Origin of the sequence: Bacillus sp. RSS_NA_20, assembly GCF_020165915.1 — a bacterium.
Taxonomy (GTDB): domain Bacteria; phylum Bacillota; class Bacilli; order Bacillales; family Bacillaceae; genus Bacillus; species Bacillus altitudinis.
Map to the genome: position 1 here is coordinate 1,309,775 of NZ_JAIUKW010000005.1, position 16,598 is coordinate 1,326,372.

General features: G+C 40.1%; 18 protein-coding genes, 1 tRNA gene and 2 pseudogenes. 2 read left to right on the forward strand and 19 right to left on the reverse strand.

What is annotated here, in order from left to right; genetic code table 11:
- Positions 1-559: 559 nt before the first annotated feature.
- The 4 genes and pseudogenes from LCD32_RS19365 to LCD32_RS19370 form a co-directional block, all read right to left on the reverse strand.
- Positions 560-725: pseudogene (locus LCD32_RS19365) on the reverse strand (transposase); the annotation flags it as partial.
- A 79-nt stretch (positions 726-804) separates the two neighbouring features.
- Positions 805-900 (reverse strand): annotated as a pseudogene (locus LCD32_RS12350) (D-alanyl-lipoteichoic acid biosynthesis protein DltD); the annotation flags it as partial.
- 1,044 nt (positions 901-1,944) lie between these two features.
- Positions 1,945-2,082, reverse strand: coding sequence for a kelch motif-containing protein (locus LCD32_RS19305; protein ID WP_224563863.1), 138 nt, complete (start codon positions 2,080-2,082; stop codon positions 1,945-1,947).
- Positions 2,083-2,097: 15 nt separating this feature from the next.
- Entirely contained in the window at positions 2,098-2,229 is a 132-nt protein-coding gene (locus LCD32_RS19370) for a hypothetical protein (RefSeq protein WP_375805363.1), read from the reverse strand.
- Positions 2,230-3,123: 894 nt separating this feature from the next.
- On the opposite strand from LCD32_RS19370, the gene LCD32_RS12365 reads away from it, so the two are divergent.
- Positions 3,124-3,870 (forward strand): hypothetical protein, encoded by a 747-nt coding sequence (locus LCD32_RS12365; RefSeq protein ID WP_224563869.1) that lies wholly within the window; start codon positions 3,124-3,126, stop codon positions 3,868-3,870.
- 99 nt (positions 3,871-3,969) lie between these two features.
- Here LCD32_RS12365 and LCD32_RS12370 read toward each other — a convergent pair whose 3' ends face one another.
- From LCD32_RS12370 to LCD32_RS12430, 13 genes are all read right to left on the reverse strand, one after another.
- Positions 3,970-4,119, reverse strand: a complete 150-nt coding sequence (locus LCD32_RS12370) for a hypothetical protein (RefSeq protein WP_224563871.1) — start codon at positions 4,117-4,119, stop codon at positions 3,970-3,972.
- A 301-nt stretch (positions 4,120-4,420) separates the two neighbouring features.
- Positions 4,421-4,957 carry a site-specific integrase gene (locus LCD32_RS12375; protein WP_224563874.1) on the reverse strand — a complete coding sequence of 179 codons (537 nt, stop codon included), beginning with the start codon at positions 4,955-4,957 and terminating at the stop codon, positions 4,421-4,423.
- 179 nt (positions 4,958-5,136) lie between these two features.
- Positions 5,137-6,129: a tyrosine-type recombinase/integrase gene (locus LCD32_RS12380; RefSeq protein WP_224563877.1), complete on the reverse strand. Its 993-nt coding sequence runs from the start codon at positions 6,127-6,129 to the stop codon at positions 5,137-5,139.
- A gap of 134 nt (positions 6,130-6,263) precedes the next feature.
- Positions 6,264-6,337: transfer RNA gene (locus LCD32_RS12385), tRNA-Arg, on the reverse strand.
- Positions 6,338-6,457: 120 nt separating this feature from the next.
- Complete coding sequence (locus LCD32_RS12390) at positions 6,458-6,982, reverse strand: YfcE family phosphodiesterase (RefSeq protein WP_008345914.1); 525 nt, start codon at positions 6,980-6,982, stop codon at positions 6,458-6,460.
- A gap of 14 nt (positions 6,983-6,996) precedes the next feature.
- Positions 6,997-7,599 carry an XTP/dITP diphosphatase gene (locus tag LCD32_RS12395; RefSeq protein WP_224563880.1) on the reverse strand — a complete coding sequence of 201 codons (603 nt, stop codon included), beginning with the start codon at positions 7,597-7,599 and terminating at the stop codon, positions 6,997-6,999.
- A 10-nt stretch (positions 7,600-7,609) separates the two neighbouring features.
- Positions 7,610-8,338 (reverse strand): ribonuclease PH, encoded by a 729-nt coding sequence (gene rph, locus LCD32_RS12400; protein WP_024718627.1) that lies wholly within the window; start codon positions 8,336-8,338, stop codon positions 7,610-7,612.
- A 151-nt stretch (positions 8,339-8,489) separates the two neighbouring features.
- Entirely contained in the window at positions 8,490-9,551 is a 1,062-nt protein-coding gene (locus LCD32_RS12405; RefSeq protein ID WP_224563883.1) for a GerMN domain-containing protein, read from the reverse strand.
- 101 nt (positions 9,552-9,652) lie between these two features.
- On the reverse strand, positions 9,653-10,471 hold the full coding sequence (gene racE / locus LCD32_RS12410; RefSeq protein WP_089374140.1) for a glutamate racemase: 819 nt from the start codon (positions 10,469-10,471) through the stop codon (positions 9,653-9,655).
- A 7-nt stretch (positions 10,472-10,478) separates the two neighbouring features.
- Complete coding sequence (locus LCD32_RS12415) at positions 10,479-10,919, reverse strand: MarR family winged helix-turn-helix transcriptional regulator (protein ID WP_007501606.1); 441 nt, start codon at positions 10,917-10,919, stop codon at positions 10,479-10,481.
- Positions 10,920-11,068: 149 nt separating this feature from the next.
- Positions 11,069-11,293, reverse strand: coding sequence for a spore germination transcription factor GerE (gene gerE, locus LCD32_RS12420; protein WP_003184172.1), 225 nt, complete (start codon positions 11,291-11,293; stop codon positions 11,069-11,071).
- Positions 11,294-11,499: 206 nt separating this feature from the next.
- The gene (locus LCD32_RS12425) at positions 11,500-12,816 is read right to left on the reverse strand and encodes a CitMHS family transporter (RefSeq protein WP_024718630.1); all 1,317 of its coding nucleotides are present in this window, start codon (positions 12,814-12,816) and stop codon (positions 11,500-11,502) included.
- 155 nt (positions 12,817-12,971) lie between these two features.
- Positions 12,972-13,832 (reverse strand): LysR family transcriptional regulator, encoded by an 861-nt coding sequence (locus LCD32_RS12430; RefSeq protein ID WP_007501609.1) that lies wholly within the window; start codon positions 13,830-13,832, stop codon positions 12,972-12,974.
- A gap of 135 nt (positions 13,833-13,967) precedes the next feature.
- Here LCD32_RS12430 and LCD32_RS12435 point away from each other — a divergent pair, with 135 nt between their 5' ends.
- Positions 13,968-15,098 (forward strand): 2-methylaconitate cis-trans isomerase PrpF family protein, encoded by a 1,131-nt coding sequence (locus tag LCD32_RS12435; RefSeq protein WP_060781253.1) that lies wholly within the window; start codon positions 13,968-13,970, stop codon positions 15,096-15,098.
- A gap of 143 nt (positions 15,099-15,241) precedes the next feature.
- Here LCD32_RS12435 and LCD32_RS12440 read toward each other — a convergent pair whose 3' ends face one another.
- Positions 15,242-15,958: a biotin--[acetyl-CoA-carboxylase] ligase gene (locus LCD32_RS12440; RefSeq protein ID WP_060781254.1), complete on the reverse strand. Its 717-nt coding sequence runs from the start codon at positions 15,956-15,958 to the stop codon at positions 15,242-15,244.
- Positions 15,959-16,030: 72 nt separating this feature from the next.
- A complete protein-coding gene (locus tag LCD32_RS12445) occupies positions 16,031-16,489 on the reverse strand; it encodes an acyl-CoA thioesterase (RefSeq protein ID WP_007501614.1) in 459 nt (152 codons plus the stop codon).
- Positions 16,490-16,598 lie beyond the last annotated feature (109 nt).

A 16,598-nucleotide genomic window follows, 5' to 3' on the forward strand; every position in this document is an offset into this window, starting at 1 on the left:
ATTAAATTATGATTATTTTTTCTCTTGATTTTAAAGTTTTAGTATATTTTCGGAACTGATGTGTATTTTTCATTGTTCAATCAATTTATTTTACACTTTAATTTTGAATTTAGATACATCTAAAACCTTAAAATTTCCTTAAAATCCATTATTTTTTCCTTTTAAATCTAATATATATATATAATAGGTATTTACTCTCTTATTATAGTAGTATTTTATTCACAAATTATACTTTTATCGATGAATTCTTGAATTTTGTCATACTAACTCATTTCGTCAAATATTAAATCAAAAAAAAAAACGACTCGCAGTCGGCAAATTGTAGAGAAACTCATGCAATCTTTTTTATTTTCAACGTAATGATGATGGATGACATTTAATGAAAGAGGCTTCTCACACACCTAGACTAGCCTAGCTTCACTACGTGTGTGGCAATCTTCTTCATGTTCTGACAGGCTGCTGTTAGAAGCACTTGCTCACTCACGTTTTTTGTTTTCCCTAAACCTAAGCCCGTGCAAGACGATTCAAACTATGGGGAACGGGATCATTGATGTTCCTATCTATACACCATGTTATAGTAAATTTCTTTTTTCAAGTTGTCTTTCAGAACGGAAACCGTACAGGTATCCGATAAACATGATTTTGAACAAAATATGTGGATCAAGAGAAGGGCGACCTTTATTCTCACTATAATATGGTTTGACTTTGTCTATGATAATTGAAAATTCTGAGCATAGCCTTCCCCTTTAATTATACAAGATCCGCCCATTCGACAAACAAAAAGCAGCAGAAAGCTGCTGCATTCTACTGCTCTTTGTAAAGGTTTTCGATCGCCTTATCGATGTACACCCATCCTTTATAAGACACATGAATCATATCTTTATAGAAATAAGGATCATATGAAAAAATAAACGTGAGTGCCACAATCGTTGCAAACTGTAACCCTGTATTCTTTTGCCACGAAAACTAAGAATGATTGTCGTAAAAAGAGAATACCAAACGGAATCAGGTAAGAACCTCTTTCATAATTCACTTAAAAATATCAAAATGATAAACGTGTCTTTAGGCAAATCTGTCTTATTTAACAAAGATTTAATGTATTTAAATAATATACGAGCTTAAAATTGGTGAAAGCTGTCGAACAAACGCTAAAGCAACTTAGTATTCTAGATGGCTTCGAACTCAATTACTTCTTATATTTATTGACTTCAAACATGAGAATATTATTGAAAACCACATAATCCTTTTTACTTTCAAAGGGACCTTTTTGTTGTTGTCATGCTCGTCAATCTCATAAACCCTGGACCTTCTCCCGCATCCCGCTTTTTGTATCAGGATAGGAAGGCGTTGACTTCTTTCATTGAAAGGTCATACTCCTTCTGCAAGCCGTTGACCATTGTGATGATTAGAAGGGCATCTCCGTCTTCATCTGTTCCATCGTCTTTTGGTGGTGTTGTTGGTTCTGGGGGTTCGGTTTTACTGTTTTTAAGGCTACTTAATGAGATTGATAAATTAGATTTCAAATCTGCTTTAGCATGAGTAGGGGCACTTGAACTTTGTACAATTCCCCCTATGATATAAAGTGTATCATCAACAATTGCGGAAACATGCCCCAGCAGAGGTGTTAGGAATAGTTTTCGATTTCTTAGTTTCTAAATCATAGAGTGTAACTCTAGAAACTCCACCTGTTCTTATAATAGAATCTTCGAAGTTCAATGCATAACAATAGCGTGCAATTCCTGTCGAGCCTATAACCGTCCACTGATCTAATGAAGGATCATACTCAAACATTTTTGGACCTAGAGTTTCCCCGGGCTAAAACATAGAGTTTATTTTTTACAACCACAGCATTTCCAGCAGTTGCATCATAATTGAATTTTTTCTTCTTGGTCCATTGTTTTGTTTCTATATCATAACTATACGTGTTATTGTATTTCTCATGTTTTAACGTACTGTTATAATCCAAAACTCCGCTTTGATATTATAAACTTCTACGCTAAATCCTTGATCTGTTCTACCACCCATTACATATATATGATCGCCTACAATAACACCAGCAGCACCCAGACAGCCCGTTTTCATACTAGCTTTTTCTGACTATTTATCTAGTTTCGGATCATATACATAAGTAGTATTAGAATTTGCCTTATCTGGACCTACTATTCCACATATTGCATAGATTTTTCCCTCATATACTTCACTTACAGCTCCAACTATTGCATTTGGCAAATCTGCCCCTTCTTTCCATTCAAACGTATCTGTATTTTCCGCTTTTATCGATTGTAAATGTTTAGTTTAGAAAATGAAAATGATGAGAAACAATTATTACTGTGAAAGAGAACAATTTTTTGAAAAATCTGATTTTTATTTACATTTTTGAACTTACAGTTAAAATATACTAATTAACTTCAATATTAAGTTAATTTTGACTATTAATCAATTTAAACTTGAAAAAATATTCCAATTTATTAATCGTTACCTTTAATTTCTATTATTTCGAACAGATCCACGTACTTCCATCCGCTGGCTCTCATGATCGCAACGACTTGCCAATCCTCGAGTCGGCCATTCAAATCGAACCGCGAGATAGCCCCCTGCGGAACGCCCGACGCTTCTGACAGCCGTGTTTGCGTCCAGCCACTCATAGATACCTAGAATATACTGGGTTGCATCTTGTGAAAACTCCTTTATCAAAGCAAAACCGTTTTAGCATCCCATAAAGAAATTCACAGATTTCAATTGATATATCTAAGATATTATGTTAAAATTTAAACTATTTAGTAAATAATACCTGTTTTATGATTCTCATTGAGATGAACAAATTGGAAGTTATGTATGTTAGAAGAAGCCTTATAGAAATTTAAAGCTTTCCTAAGCTGTATGGTTGACTGAAGAGCCAAACAGCTATGCTATTTGTTACGATGTGGCTTCTGCTTACATAAAGATTATCATTAGGAAGAAAAAGCGGAGAATTGAAAGTAAGAATCTCTTTGCTATTCTTTGAAAACTGAATAAAAAAATCTGTTAATTTAAATAAGAGATGCCTGTTCTTACTCAACTTGATACAGATTAACATTAAAATATAGAATATTTTGTAAAATCAAATGAAGCATAGGAGGAAGTATGGATTTTTTAATAAAGCAAGTCTCCGGAATTTATGAACAAGATATAGTTTCTAGCATTACTATTACTATTATTCTATTAACATCGATTTGGTTATATAAATCTATTAAAAAACAATATGACAAATTAGAAGAAGAACGCACTCAAACTATAAAGGATACAGAAGATTGTTGTGCTGACATTTTAAAAAATGCAGAATTAGCTCAGGGATCAGTAATCACAGAATCAGAATTTTATGCATCAGTAAGTAACCATCTTTCATCTATAGATTTAGAATCATTTAAAAAATTTAAAATACTACTAATAAAAAAAGATCGTAAAATAAAAGACTTTCAAGAATTAGCAATGGAATTGAACAAATCAAAGATCCATAATAATAGTATCCCTTCAAAATTAACTAATCAAGTAAGTTCTTTTTTAGATAGGTTAGGTGCAATCTTTAAACCTTTACTTGCGACTGTATTTATCGTGTACTTCATTCTTACTGTAATTGTTAATACTTCGAACGAAAAAGAACTGTATATATATTTATCTATTTTCTTTTATCTAATGGTATTACTTCTTCTCATCGCATCATTCATTGACAGAAGTATAAAATTTAAAATCTTAATTATCAATCTTCTAATAGCTGTAATACCGTTTTTAATAGTATTACTCTTTAAAAATTTCATTTTAGCAATTACGTCTTTTTTTATTTGTTCCATAATAGTTGTAATAATAGTAAAGAAAAATCTTATCGAAAGCTAAAAATAACTTCGGAGTTTTAAAAATTGTGCGGAAGTTTTGTTCACCAGATCCGGCGGTTTCGTTTGGGGCGCTTGGGGGCGGGCGGCTCTTTCCTTCGTTTCATTGCGAAAACGAATAAAAATATACATAAAAACGCATAATGAACGTAACAGAATCACTTTCTGTTACATTCGCATTGACTACAATCGTTGATGCACTGCGGTTGACAGCCGTTCGAGCAGCGCAATGAAACGAATTAACTTTATACATCGTACCGACCCCGCCATGCCGCCATTCATGCGGGCTACCTATGCCGGCCGTCATGTATACGATCGTGCATAAACGGTTCATCTTCGTATGTTACACGTCGATACGTAACACACCCCGATAAGACGTCCTATGCCCGTAACCTATCGTCACATAAACGCTGATAGGACACGGCTTGACGCCTCTTTGTGCCGAAGTAAAGCCGGCCATTACGCAGCCCCTAAAAATCCGAAATACAGTAAAATGGCGCCACACCCCCTGAGTTTTAGGCGGTCTTATCTACGGGCGGAGGCTGCTTGGTGTTTTATATCTCGATAGCCTCGTATGCTGCGTTGATCTCATCCGCAGTTATGCCGATATACTTTAACGTTTGAGCCTCCGAACTATGGCCGAATACTTTCATAATCCGCGTAATGTTTATACCTTTCGAATAAAGCTGATACCCGAATGTTTTACGAAGTGTGTGCGTACCTATATCGATATTTATTCCGGCTCTTACGGCTGCCGCATTTAAGACACGGTAGGCTTGAACGCGACTGATTGGTTTATTTACACCTTTGCGCGACTGAAATACATACGAATCGTCATCTCCGTCTAACTTCTGCACCAGCTTAACAACCGTAGATGACAACTTGATATCACGAGTCTTTCCCGTCTTGCCTTCCTTGATAGCCAAATGAGACTGTCCTCGAAGATCACCGACTCTTATCGTTAGCAAGTCAGATATACGGAGGCCCAGCGATACGCCTAGTACGAACATAACTAGATCGCGGCCGTGAAGTGCCTTCTTCATTCGTTCTATATCTCGTTTATTTTTGATTGCGTCAACTGTATTCGCCATTATAATGCGCCCCTTTCTATTACCTCTTCACCCATAGCAGAACAATTTCCAGTCAAATTTTACGAATTCAAAAGGATAGTTTTCCGTACAATTTTATAAAAACAGTTGGATAGAGATGATGTAAATCTAGGTAACTTAAAAATAATAAGATAACCCCGCCTAAATAGACGAGGTTAATCCTAAATAAACTTTCGTAAATTATCCGCTACTTCATTTTTATCAATATGAAGATATTGCGATGTAACAGCAAGATTACTATGACCAAGCGCTAGAGAAATATCGGTTATCCTTGCGCCTTTATCTAAGAGAGATTTTGCAAAGCCCCTCCTAAGAGCGTGCGGAGTAATATTCTTCAACTCATACTCTTTCGAGTACTTGTTTAGACGCTTTTGAATAGTGTTATTTGATTGTGACGCAGAAACCCCATCGCCTTTTTTCGTTATAAACACAAAATCGTTCCTCTTTCCGTATTCTCGTTTTATCGCCCTATTGTATTTAATAAGTACAGATAATAACCGATTCATTATATCATCGAAAGGGAGGATAATTGGTTGTCGGTTTTTTAATATATCGCCATCTAAATTGAGAGTATTGGTACTGAAATCTATATGTACTTCCTCTAATTTGGCAAGCGTACTTATCCTAATACCTGTTTTAAACATCAGACGCGCGGCAGCGACGTCCCGAAGGTGCACGAAATTACTCAGATCAAGAACGGACATAAGTATGGATAGATCCCGTTCTGATGCGCCCTCCTTTACGTGCTTATCGACCTTAACGTTTACCGTTTTCCAAAACATAGTATTAATCCACCCATTGTCAAAACAGCGGGAAAGAAACGCTTTTAAACATTTCAATCGTGTAAGCTTTGTTTGATTATTGACGTCCATCTTTTCAAGCCAGCTGTACAAATCGCCCGTTCCTATATCGTCTACATACGTTAAGTTCTCCGAATCCTTAAACCGAGACACATAATAGATATAGTCTTTAATTGTACGCGGCCTAATCGTGCTAATTTCCATCTGTCGCGTTATAATTCCGAGAGCCTTTTCGATAGTAATTCGTTTTCGATCATCCTCGACAATAATCGGTGATCTCACCGATACGTTATCTACGATAGATAGATCGGAAAAATCTTCATCGATTATGAAAATCGGTTTCTTTTTCGTCAACAAAAAACGCCTCCTACATCGTTAATGTAATCGGGTCAAAATTGCGTCGGTTTTTAAAATTGACCGATACATTGACCGTTTCATTTAACGAGTAGAAAGCGTGTTATGACGGGCTTTGACGCCCATTTACGATACGTCCCAGGAGAGATTCGAACTCCCGACCGACGGCTTAGAAGGCCGTTGCTCTATCCTGCTGAGCTACTGGGACATGTTGTTATGTAGTGTGCTTTGGCGTATTACCTCAGCGACAAGATTTATTATATTACTATTGTTCTTTAAAGTCAACGGTTTTTCGAAAGTTTTTTCATAAGGGGCAAATGCTGCACCCTTATGAAATACCTTCCAATGTGACAGTGTTTTCGAGGTCTTGTATGACGTGACCTTCGTCCGTGAAAAACTGTACGTTTGCTTCGCTTCCATCTAGTGTCAGTATAGCATAGCTGCGCTCTTTGCGCACTCTTGGCAGGTGCACGCTGCCTGGGTTAATGAGGAGTTTTCCTCTTAGCAGTTCACTGCCTGGGATGTGCGAGTGGCCAAAGCAGATAATGTCTGCGCCTAGCTCTTCTGCACGGTAGTAGACTTGAAGCAAGGATTGTTTGATGCCATGCAGATGTCCGTGAGTGAGAAATAGTTTTCCGCCTCCATCCAGTGGGAGCAGGAGTTCTTCTTCAAAATCGCCCATAAAGTCACAATTTCCTTTGACGACTTTGTATCCTTCGAGTGCTGGGTGGTTCGTTTCGAGTTCTGAATCTCCGCAGTGAATCATCATGTCCACTTCAGCCGCATGCCGTTTGGCAATGGTTTGAAGTTCGTCTGTGAGTCCATGACTGTCACTAATGATGAGTATCTTCATGGCTTCATTCCCCCTTATTCATTTGCGTCTAGCAGTGATGAAAGCTTTTGAAGCGCGACCACTCGATGGCTGATCTTGTTTTTTTCCTCTGGTGATAACTCGGCCATCGTCTGGTCTTTGTCTTTGACGATGAAAATTGGGTCGTATCCGAAGCCGTTTTCGCCGATCGGTTCTTCTGCGATGAAGCCTTCTACTGATCCTTCTACCGTTTTGGTCTCTTTCCCCGGTATACTGACAGCCAGGGCACATCTGAATCTAGCAGTGCGGTCTTCTTTTTCGATACCTTGCAGCTCATTCAGCACCTTTTCCACGTTCTCGGCATCGTCTTTATGCTCGCCCGCGTACCTCGCTGAATAGACGCCAGGTTTTCCGCCAAGATAATCAATCGACAGACCCGAGTCGTCTGCAATCACCATTTCACCTGCTTTGGCTTGAATGGCCTCGGCTTTGATGATCGCATTTTCTTCAAAGGTATGTCCTGTTTCTTCAATCTCTTCCGTAAATCCGATGTCCGCTAGTGTTTTGACCGTGAATCCTTTTGGCTCAAGAATGGCTTTGAATTCTTTCGCTTTGCCCGCATTGTGCGTTGCGATGATGGCAGTTTTCATCCTGATCAAACCCTTCTCTTTATTCGATAACTTCTCCTGTCACTGCTTTTTGCTTTTCAATTAATTCTTTGATGCCTTTTTCGGCTAAATCAAGCAGTCCGTTTAGTTGTTCTCTTGAGAATGTCGCTTCTTCACCAGTGCCTTGAAGTTCAACAAAGCGTCCAGCGCCTGTCATAATGACATTCATATCCACTTCAGCTGAAGAATCTTCTTCATAATTTAAATCTAACAGAAGTCCCTGTTTAGAATCAATTCCGACGGATATTGCGGCTAAATAATCAGTGATCGGATTTTCTTTCAAAACGCCTGCTGATTGAAGCTTTTGAATCGCTAGTGTCATGGCCACAAATGCACCTGTGATAGAAGCTGTGCGTGTTCCGCCGTCTGCTTGAATAACATCACAATCAATCCAAATGGTGCGTTCACCAAGCTTTTCTAAGTCAACGACTGCGCGCAGAGCTCGTCCAATTAAACGCTGGATCTCCATTGTACGTCCTGTGACTTTTCCTTTAGATGATTCTCTTATCGTTCTTTGAGCTGTTGCTCTTGGAAGCATGCTATATTCTGCTGTAATCCAGCCTTTTCCTTCTCCTCTTAAAAAAGGAGGTACGCGGTCCTCGATAGATGCGTTACAAATCACCTTCGTATTTCCCGCTGAGATTAAGACAGAGCCTTCTGGATGCGTGATGTAGCCTGCCTGTATTTCAATTTTTCTTAATTCGTCGTATTGTCTTTCATCTAATCTCATGTTTTACCTCCGTTACAATATACATTCCGCGCGGGTGTCAGCGGGGTTCTCCTATTAACTTTGACAACCTCGATCCGTTCTAATCGCTTGGAATAAAAAAGAGGCAGCGAATGTGCATGCCTCTTTTTCTCCATTATATCAATGTGTGACGTTAAAAACTACCTGTATTCACTTGTTCTGGTCTTGAAACTGGCTTTGTGAGTTCTGTTCCTTTTTCGTTCACAAGCTCTGCCTTTCCGTTTACCTTCACAGACACGCTTTTCACATCTGGCAGCTCTGTTAATGTCAGCACAATGCTATCAAGAACTTTTTGTGATATGACCTTTTTCTTTTCATCTGCACTACCAAAAATGGATTCATTGAAATCAAGGGTCACATGACCGTCTTTTACTTTCGGGACATCATTCAGCTTCACATCTTGATCAAAGTCTGTCAGCAATTGGCTTGTTTTGCTTGGCCCAGAGACGAGCTCATCAATGGCTGCTGTAATTGGATCATCATCGTCTTTTGGTGCTCTTTTGGTCACAGGGACATAGTACGTCTGTTTATCAGATTCAGCTAAATAGTAGACGGTCACAGGCTTTGTCGATGTCATATCAGCCGCAGCCTCGTGCTGAATATTAATGCCGTCCTCTCTGCTTAAATCATCTGAAATCGGCGTCCCATTCACAGGCATCTCTTTTAATTCATGGCCATTCATCTTTAATTTGACTTTGGCTACTGAATCAAACTGCGTTAATGTCCAAGTGACCGATTGCAAAATGCGCTGTTCGTCTTCTTTTTTATAGTTTTTGAATTCATTTGAGAAATCCACAACCGCAGTGCCATCTTTAATATCGACAGATACGCTCGTGTCCGCCGGCAGCACGGCTCTGAACCCATTTGGCATCAGGTTAGAAATCGGTCCCCCGTCTACGAGGTATTCAAGTGTTTGTTTCGCACTTCCTTCGTTTTTCGGCAGCGGAATGGATTGAGACACAACATATCCATTTTTATCAATTAAATATAATTCTCTCATGACGGTATCTGCTTGCTTCTCTTCTTTTCCTTCTTTGGCTGTTTGTTTCTCTTCTTTATTTCCTTTCACAAATGTGACATTTTGTGGTGGATCAATCTCTGTTTTCGCTTGGTCTGTTTGAAACAATCCGCATCCTGATAAAAGCATGGCTGACGCAATACACGTAACAGCTGCTGTAGTTCCTTTTTTCAGCATACTTCACCCTCCTCTAGTGGTTTGTACTAGTATGTATACGAGCTCCCCCAGAGGATTAGACCCTTTTCATAAAAAAATAACCCACTTCCATGAGAAGTAGGTTATTGCTGATATACGTGTTCAAGCGAAACCGTTTCGACCTTTCCTGGCAGGTAGCCGAACCAGTCTTGAGCGATATTTTGAAAGTTTTGCTGCTGCCCTGTTGTATAAAAAGTATGAACAGGCTCTTCCTTCGAATCATTTAACAGCCCTTTATATGAAAGAATGGTGCTCGCTTCTCTCGCAGTCTCGTCTCCTGAAGAAATGATGTTGACGCCACTGCCCATAAAGCGCTGAATCGGTTCTTTTAAAATCGGGTAGTGTGTGCAGCCAAGAATAAGCGTATCAATGCCTGTTTCTTTCATCGGTTCAAGAGAAGCTTTTACGACTTCATCTGCTGTATGATCTAAAAACGTACCACTTTCCACAAACGGCACAAGCATTGGACATGCCAGACTTTGAACAGTTAGTCCTGCTTTTAAAGAAAGCAGTGCTTCTTTATAGGCTTCACTTTTGATCGTATTGGCTGTGCCGATCACGCCAATATGCTGATTGTTTGTGACCTTGATCGCTGTGCGGGCTCCGGGCTGGATCACGCCAATAACCGGGATATCAAGTGTTGCTTTAATTTCATCAAGTGCTATCGCCGTCGCAGTGTTACACGCAATGACTAGCATTTTAATATGGTGATGTCTTAACAGGTAGTGCGCCATTTCCCATGTATATTGAAGAACCTCTTCTTCTGCTCGAGGGCCGTATGGACATCGTTTTGTGTCGCCTACATAAATAATTTTTTCTTTTGGCAGTTGTCTCATGATTTCCTTCGCAACGGTTAAACCGCCTACACCGGAATCAATCACGCCGATGGGTTGATCCAACAAAATCGCCTCATTTTCTTTTCATTTGCTGCTGTAGTTTCGTTAAAGATTGGTTGAAAACGATGGCTTCTTCTTCTGAGAAAGCCCCTAGAAGTTCACTGACGTATTCTTGGCGTTTGACAATCACTTCTTGAATGATCCGCTCACCTTCAGGTAATAAATGAATGCGAACCACGCGGCGGTCAGACGGATCTTTCACCCGTTCAACAAGTTCACTTTTTTCCATTCGATCAATTAAATCGGTTGTCGTGCTGCAAGCCAAATACATCTTTTGTGATAGCTCACCTATTGTCATATCTCCGAATTCATAAAGCCACTGAAGCCCTACAAATTGAGGAGGTGTAATCGTATATTGATTCAGAATTTCTCTACCTTTTTGCTTAATGATTGCAGCAATATGGCGCAATGATTTTTCAATTTCTGCAACATGGCCTGACTCATTCGTTTCCATTTCATTGATACCTCACTATAGCATCTCACTTTGATTAAAACGTACATTCCTATTTTCCTCGTTTTTCAAAGAAATTGCAAGAAGAGACTCATGGAAACGATATAGAAATAACCGGCTCCTCCCTGGTGCGGAAGGAAAACCGGCTGACGTTAGAGCTCTAGCTCACCCATACGCAGAAGCTCGACTACGGCCTGTGAACGACCTTTGACTCCTAGCTTTTGCATGGCATTCGAAATATGATTTCGAACAGTCTTTTCGCTAATAAAAAGCTCGCTTGCAATTTCTTTTGTTGTTTTATCTTGGACGAGCAATTCGAATACTTCTCTTTCTCTTTTGGTTAATAGCGGCTTGGATTGAAACTCTTTCTCCTTCAAGTATTGTAACCCTCCTTGCTAAGGTGAGAGCTCTAGTCTCTATAGAATGGGATTCTGTATAGTCGAGATATCATATGCCGGGTACTTGAGGTAGGTGACGTTAAAATCGAGAATTCCCGCAGATCAGCGTCCAATTTCCTCGCCTTCAAACCGCACAAAAAAGGACGAGTGCTCTATAGAGACATCGTCCTTTATCAAACAAGCTTTTAAAATATCGAAATGGCTCCTGTTAAAAGAGCAATAAGTGTTGTAAACAGGGCTGTGAGTACGGTCCATAGCAGTGCGTACTTTTGCAAATCACCAATATCTTTATTCAGCATACTCACAAGCAGTAATGTGGAAGCGACAAGCGGACTCAGTAAATGGACAGGCTGTCCGATAATAGAGGCGCGCGCAATTTCCACTGGATCAATTCCGTAAGCTGCGCCGGCTTCAGCTAAGATTGGCAGCACCCCGAAATAATAAGCATCATTTGAAAGAACAAATGTAAATGGCATACTCGTCAAAGCGACAATGAGTGGAAAAAATGAGCTATATGAATCCGGAATCATGTAAATGACCAAGTTAGCAATGGACTCCACCATTTTTGTTCCCGAAAAAATGCCTGTGAAAATTCCTGCTGCAAACACAAGGGTAATGACCGTTAAGGCATTTCCTGCATGCGATAAAATCCGCTCACGCTGATCTTCAACTTTTGGATAGTTGATCATAAGCGCAATGACAAAGCCAATGAGAAAGAGTACAGGAATCGGTACGATATCCAATACAAGTGTAGCCATGACAGCAATCGTCAGGAAGAAGTTGACCCAAATCAAGTTTGGTCTCTTCATATCTGCAACGCCATCTTCAATTGATGCCGCCAATTCAGGAGAGATCGAGACCTCTTCTTTATACTGAATCTCAGCAACCCCAATGCGCTTCCGTTCTTTTTTTCCAAGAACATACGCTGTAAAAAGGATAAAAAGACCGCCCCCTATCATCGTCGGGAGTAATGGAATGAAGAATTCCGCTGCATCTAAACCAAGTGCAGCAATCGCACGAGTAGCTGGACCGCCCCAAGGCGTCATTCCACTCATAATGCCTAGTGATAATAATGAAATCGTCCCTAAAATCAGTGGGTTCATCCCAATTCTTAAGAAAAGTGGCAACATAGCTGATACGGTAATCATGTACGTTGTCGTCCCATCACCATCTAATGCAACAAGCATAGACAAAATCGCTACCCCAAAAGCAATTTTGACCGGATCGCCTTTCACAAGACGTAAAATCAGTTTGATCAATGGGTCAAACAATCCAGCATCCAGCATGACACCGAAGAATAAGATAGCAAATAACAATAAAGCAGCAGATGGTGCAACGGTCTTGAGTCCATCAAGCATCATGTCCCCTAATCCGCTGTAAAATCCACCGATTAATGCAAAGATGATTGGCACAACGGTGAGAGCCACCACCGGATGCATACGTTTTGTCATAATAAGAAATGTAAAAGTCACGACCATCAAGATCCCTAAAATAGCTAGCACTTCATATCCCTCCATCCTCTTCTTTACACGATCCACAAGCGCCCCTTTTGCACTTGCGGCCCGAAATGTTAGCGCTTTCTATTTCAAGGATATAATAGCTTTTTTTATAATGAAAATATCGATTTTTTCGTGTATTCGATAATTTTTTTTTATAATTAGCCTTGCTGACTTCTTAAAAACTCAATGAATGCTTTCACAACAGATAAATGAAGGGAATCCGGCTGGTACATGAGCCATGTATCTCTTAAAACAGGCTGTCCATCTTTATACGAAAGACCTTTTACAAATAGCTCATCACTTGGTCTAAGGCAAATTTCCGGGACAATGGCATAACCTAAACCATGCTTCACCATCTCTTTTGATGTATCTTGCCTGTCTGTCTCCATTGTCACAAGCGGAGGCATCGTGAACGTCTCCTGCCACCATCTGTTGATCAATCGTTTTAATGAACTATCCGTGTGATAGTCAATGAGCGGCAGTTTTGGTAGGTCCTTTAGCTGTATTTCTGATTTTGAAATGATACAAAGCCGTTCTTTATCAAGCAAAAATCGCTCTCCATTCCAGTCGTAATCTCCTCTTAAAATCCCTAAATGTACACTTGATGTCCCTAATAAATCCATGACTTTTGTGCTCCATCCTGTGTTCACCATAAATTGAACATGTGGATATTGCTTAGAAAACTCTCTTAAAATTTCCGGCAATTTATATTGAGCAAAGTTACTCGACACCCCTAGTCGGATCGTTCCTTTGACCTTTTTTTGCATATTGAGCATGCCATCTTTCGTTTGCTGGAGCTGCTTGAGCATGTCATTTGCGTATTTAGCCAAATATTCGCCCTCTGATGTAAATTCAATGCCTCGTTTTCTTTTAAAGAAAAGCTTCATGTCAAATTCCTCTTCAAGCTGTTTCAATCGATAACTTAAGGCAGGCTGCGAGACAAATAATTTTTCTGCCGCTTTTGTGATGTTCTTCTCTTCATATAGCACCTTTAAAAACCGCCAATCTTTCTCATCCATTGTGTGCCCTCCTTTTGACCTTGTTATAAAAATATTTTATCGATTTCTCTTAAAATAATGTATTTAACTTATTTCTTATTATACTTTACCATTTTGATTAGATAAATAGTAACTAAACAATTGAGGGTGAGAGCAATGAGAAAAGTTCCAATCACAATCATGCGAGGCGGTACAAGCAAAGGGGTCTTCATCCAAGCCAATGATGCACCATATGTACACGATGAGCTCGAAGCATTTCTATTAGACATTATGGGCAGCCCTGACCGGCTGCAAGTTGATGGAATCGGGGGCGGTAATTCTTTAACAAGTAAGGTGGCCATTATCGATAAAGCCACTCGTCCAGATGTGGATGTGAACTATACGTTTGCACAAGTCAGCATCAATGAAAGATTTGTCGACTTTAAAGGAAACTGCGGGAATATCTCATCAGCGGTTGGGCCGTATGCCATCATTAAAGGGCTTGTCCAAGCAGTTGAGCCTGTCACAACAGTACGTATTCTGAATACCAACACGAATAAAATCATTGTGGCAGAGGTAGAAGTCGAGAACGGAGAAGTAAAATTTGAAGGACAGGCAGAAATTCCAGGAGTGAAAGGAACAGGTTCTCCCATTTATTTATCCTTTGAGAAACCTGAAGGCGCTGTCACAGGTAAAACCTTTCCGACTGGAAACAAAATGGATACGATCCAGACAAAGTTTGGAGAGATTCCGATCTCAATCGTTGACATTGCAAATCCAATCGCCTTTGTCCGTGCCAAAGATATTCAATTAAAAGGAACTGAATTGCCTGAGGAGTTTACAGACGAATTGCTGGATGATTTAGAAGAGATTCGTTCCGTCGCTGCTGAAATGTGTCACTTCGCACCAAAAGAACTGGCTACATTACAGTCTCCAGCTGTTCCAAAGCTTGCAATTATTAGCGAGCCTGCTGATTATGTAGATACAAATGGAATATTGAGAAGAGCAGCAGATATGGACATCATCGTTCGAATGCTATCGATGCAAAGACCGCACCAAGCACTTGCCATTACCGGATCTGTCTGTGTGTCAGCCAGCTGTTTTATGGATCAAACGCTTCCGGCACAGCTTTTTCAAGGTCAAGATGATACACTTCGAATTGGTCATCCTGCTGGTATTATGCAAACTGAAATTGATATCTCACAAAACAGAGTGAAAGTCATTCGAACCGCAAGAGAAATCCTAGATGGAGTGGTCTTTACAAAAAAAGACTACATGGTTCAACCTCAAATAAAAAGAGAAGCATAAATGAGACGTCATCATGTCGACAAAGAGCTAAAATGAACTGATTTTAGCTCTTTGTCTTTTTTTCAGTTTGAAGATCTTAAAGCAACTCCGTTCTAACACCGAATGCAACGGTTTGTCTACACACTCATAGAACAAGAAATTGTCTACTTGGGCGGTGCATCAATATCTCCTGCTGAATGGGCTTTTATATGTCCTTGATCATCTTTTAACTGAATATGACCATAACGGTTCACACCACAGCAAATCCCTTCCTGCCATGTTTGCTTTTCACGATCTAATGAAATACGTAGCGGTTGATTCAGCCGATATAATCGTTTGTTGTAGAGGGCAGTGAGGGCTTCAAATCCTTCCATTTGCCAGCGTGCATGGTATTTTTCAAAGGCCGCTGCCAAATCTTTCACTAGCTGGTCCGCTTTCACCTCAGTCAGTTCTGATAGGCAAACGGTTTTATACGGAACGTGCTCGGGCTTTGACTCTACATTGATGCCCACACCGATGTAAATGGCGCTGCGGTCTGCTTCAATTAATGTGCCAGATACTTTCGCTTCATTAATCAATAGATCATTTGGCCATTTGATTGCCAGCTGATCCTCTGCTCTCATGAGTGGTTTGAGTACATCATAAATGGCAAGTGCCGTCAGCGGGGCAATCGTTGATTGGGTGGAGATATCTACTGGCGGTTTTACTGTCATCGTGACAGCTACATTCCCTGTAGGCGTTTCCCACGGTCTGCCAAGCCTGCCTCTCCCTGCTGTCTGCTGCCGGGCATATACAGCAAATGAAGGGGTTTCTCCTTGCTGAATAAGCCTTTTCGCTTCATTATTTGTACTATCAATGGTGTCGTATTGAAAGATCTTCATGTGCTCTCCTTTTGTTTCTTCTTCATTATGATTCTTTTATTATAACAAAATGAAACATGTGACCGTGATTCTTTAATGTCGCTGGGCCTGAAAAGTCTCTTTTTCCTCTTCTGTAAACGGCACAGGGGCACCGGTATCTTTACTTATTTGCACCATCGTGACTGAGCCTGTAAAACACGGTTCTTGCTGTTCATTTTCTCCTAAATAATGAAGGATGAGAGAGCTTGATCCAACCTTTTCTGGCTTTACATACACACGCAGCCTCTCACCGATTTCCACTTGCTTGATGTAATCACATTGAAGGTTTGCCACGACCGTAATCGTCTCTCTCGCTCGCTTCATTCGTTTATCTACAATTCCCGTTTTTTGAAAGAAGGCAATCCGCGCCTCTTCAAAATACACAAACGGGGTGACATTGTTCATGTGACCAAACATATCCGTTTCTGAAAAACGGACGGTTGTTTCCACATAAAATCGAAACGATGCCCTCCACTCTTCAAACGGTTCTTCAATATATGACGGCAGCCTCATTTGATCCACTCCTTATTCGCAAACAAACGCCTCTCCCGTATTGGAAGAGGCGTTTGTTATGTTTTTGCATCCAGCCTCTTGTAAACACTCATCATGATTGGCAAGGAGG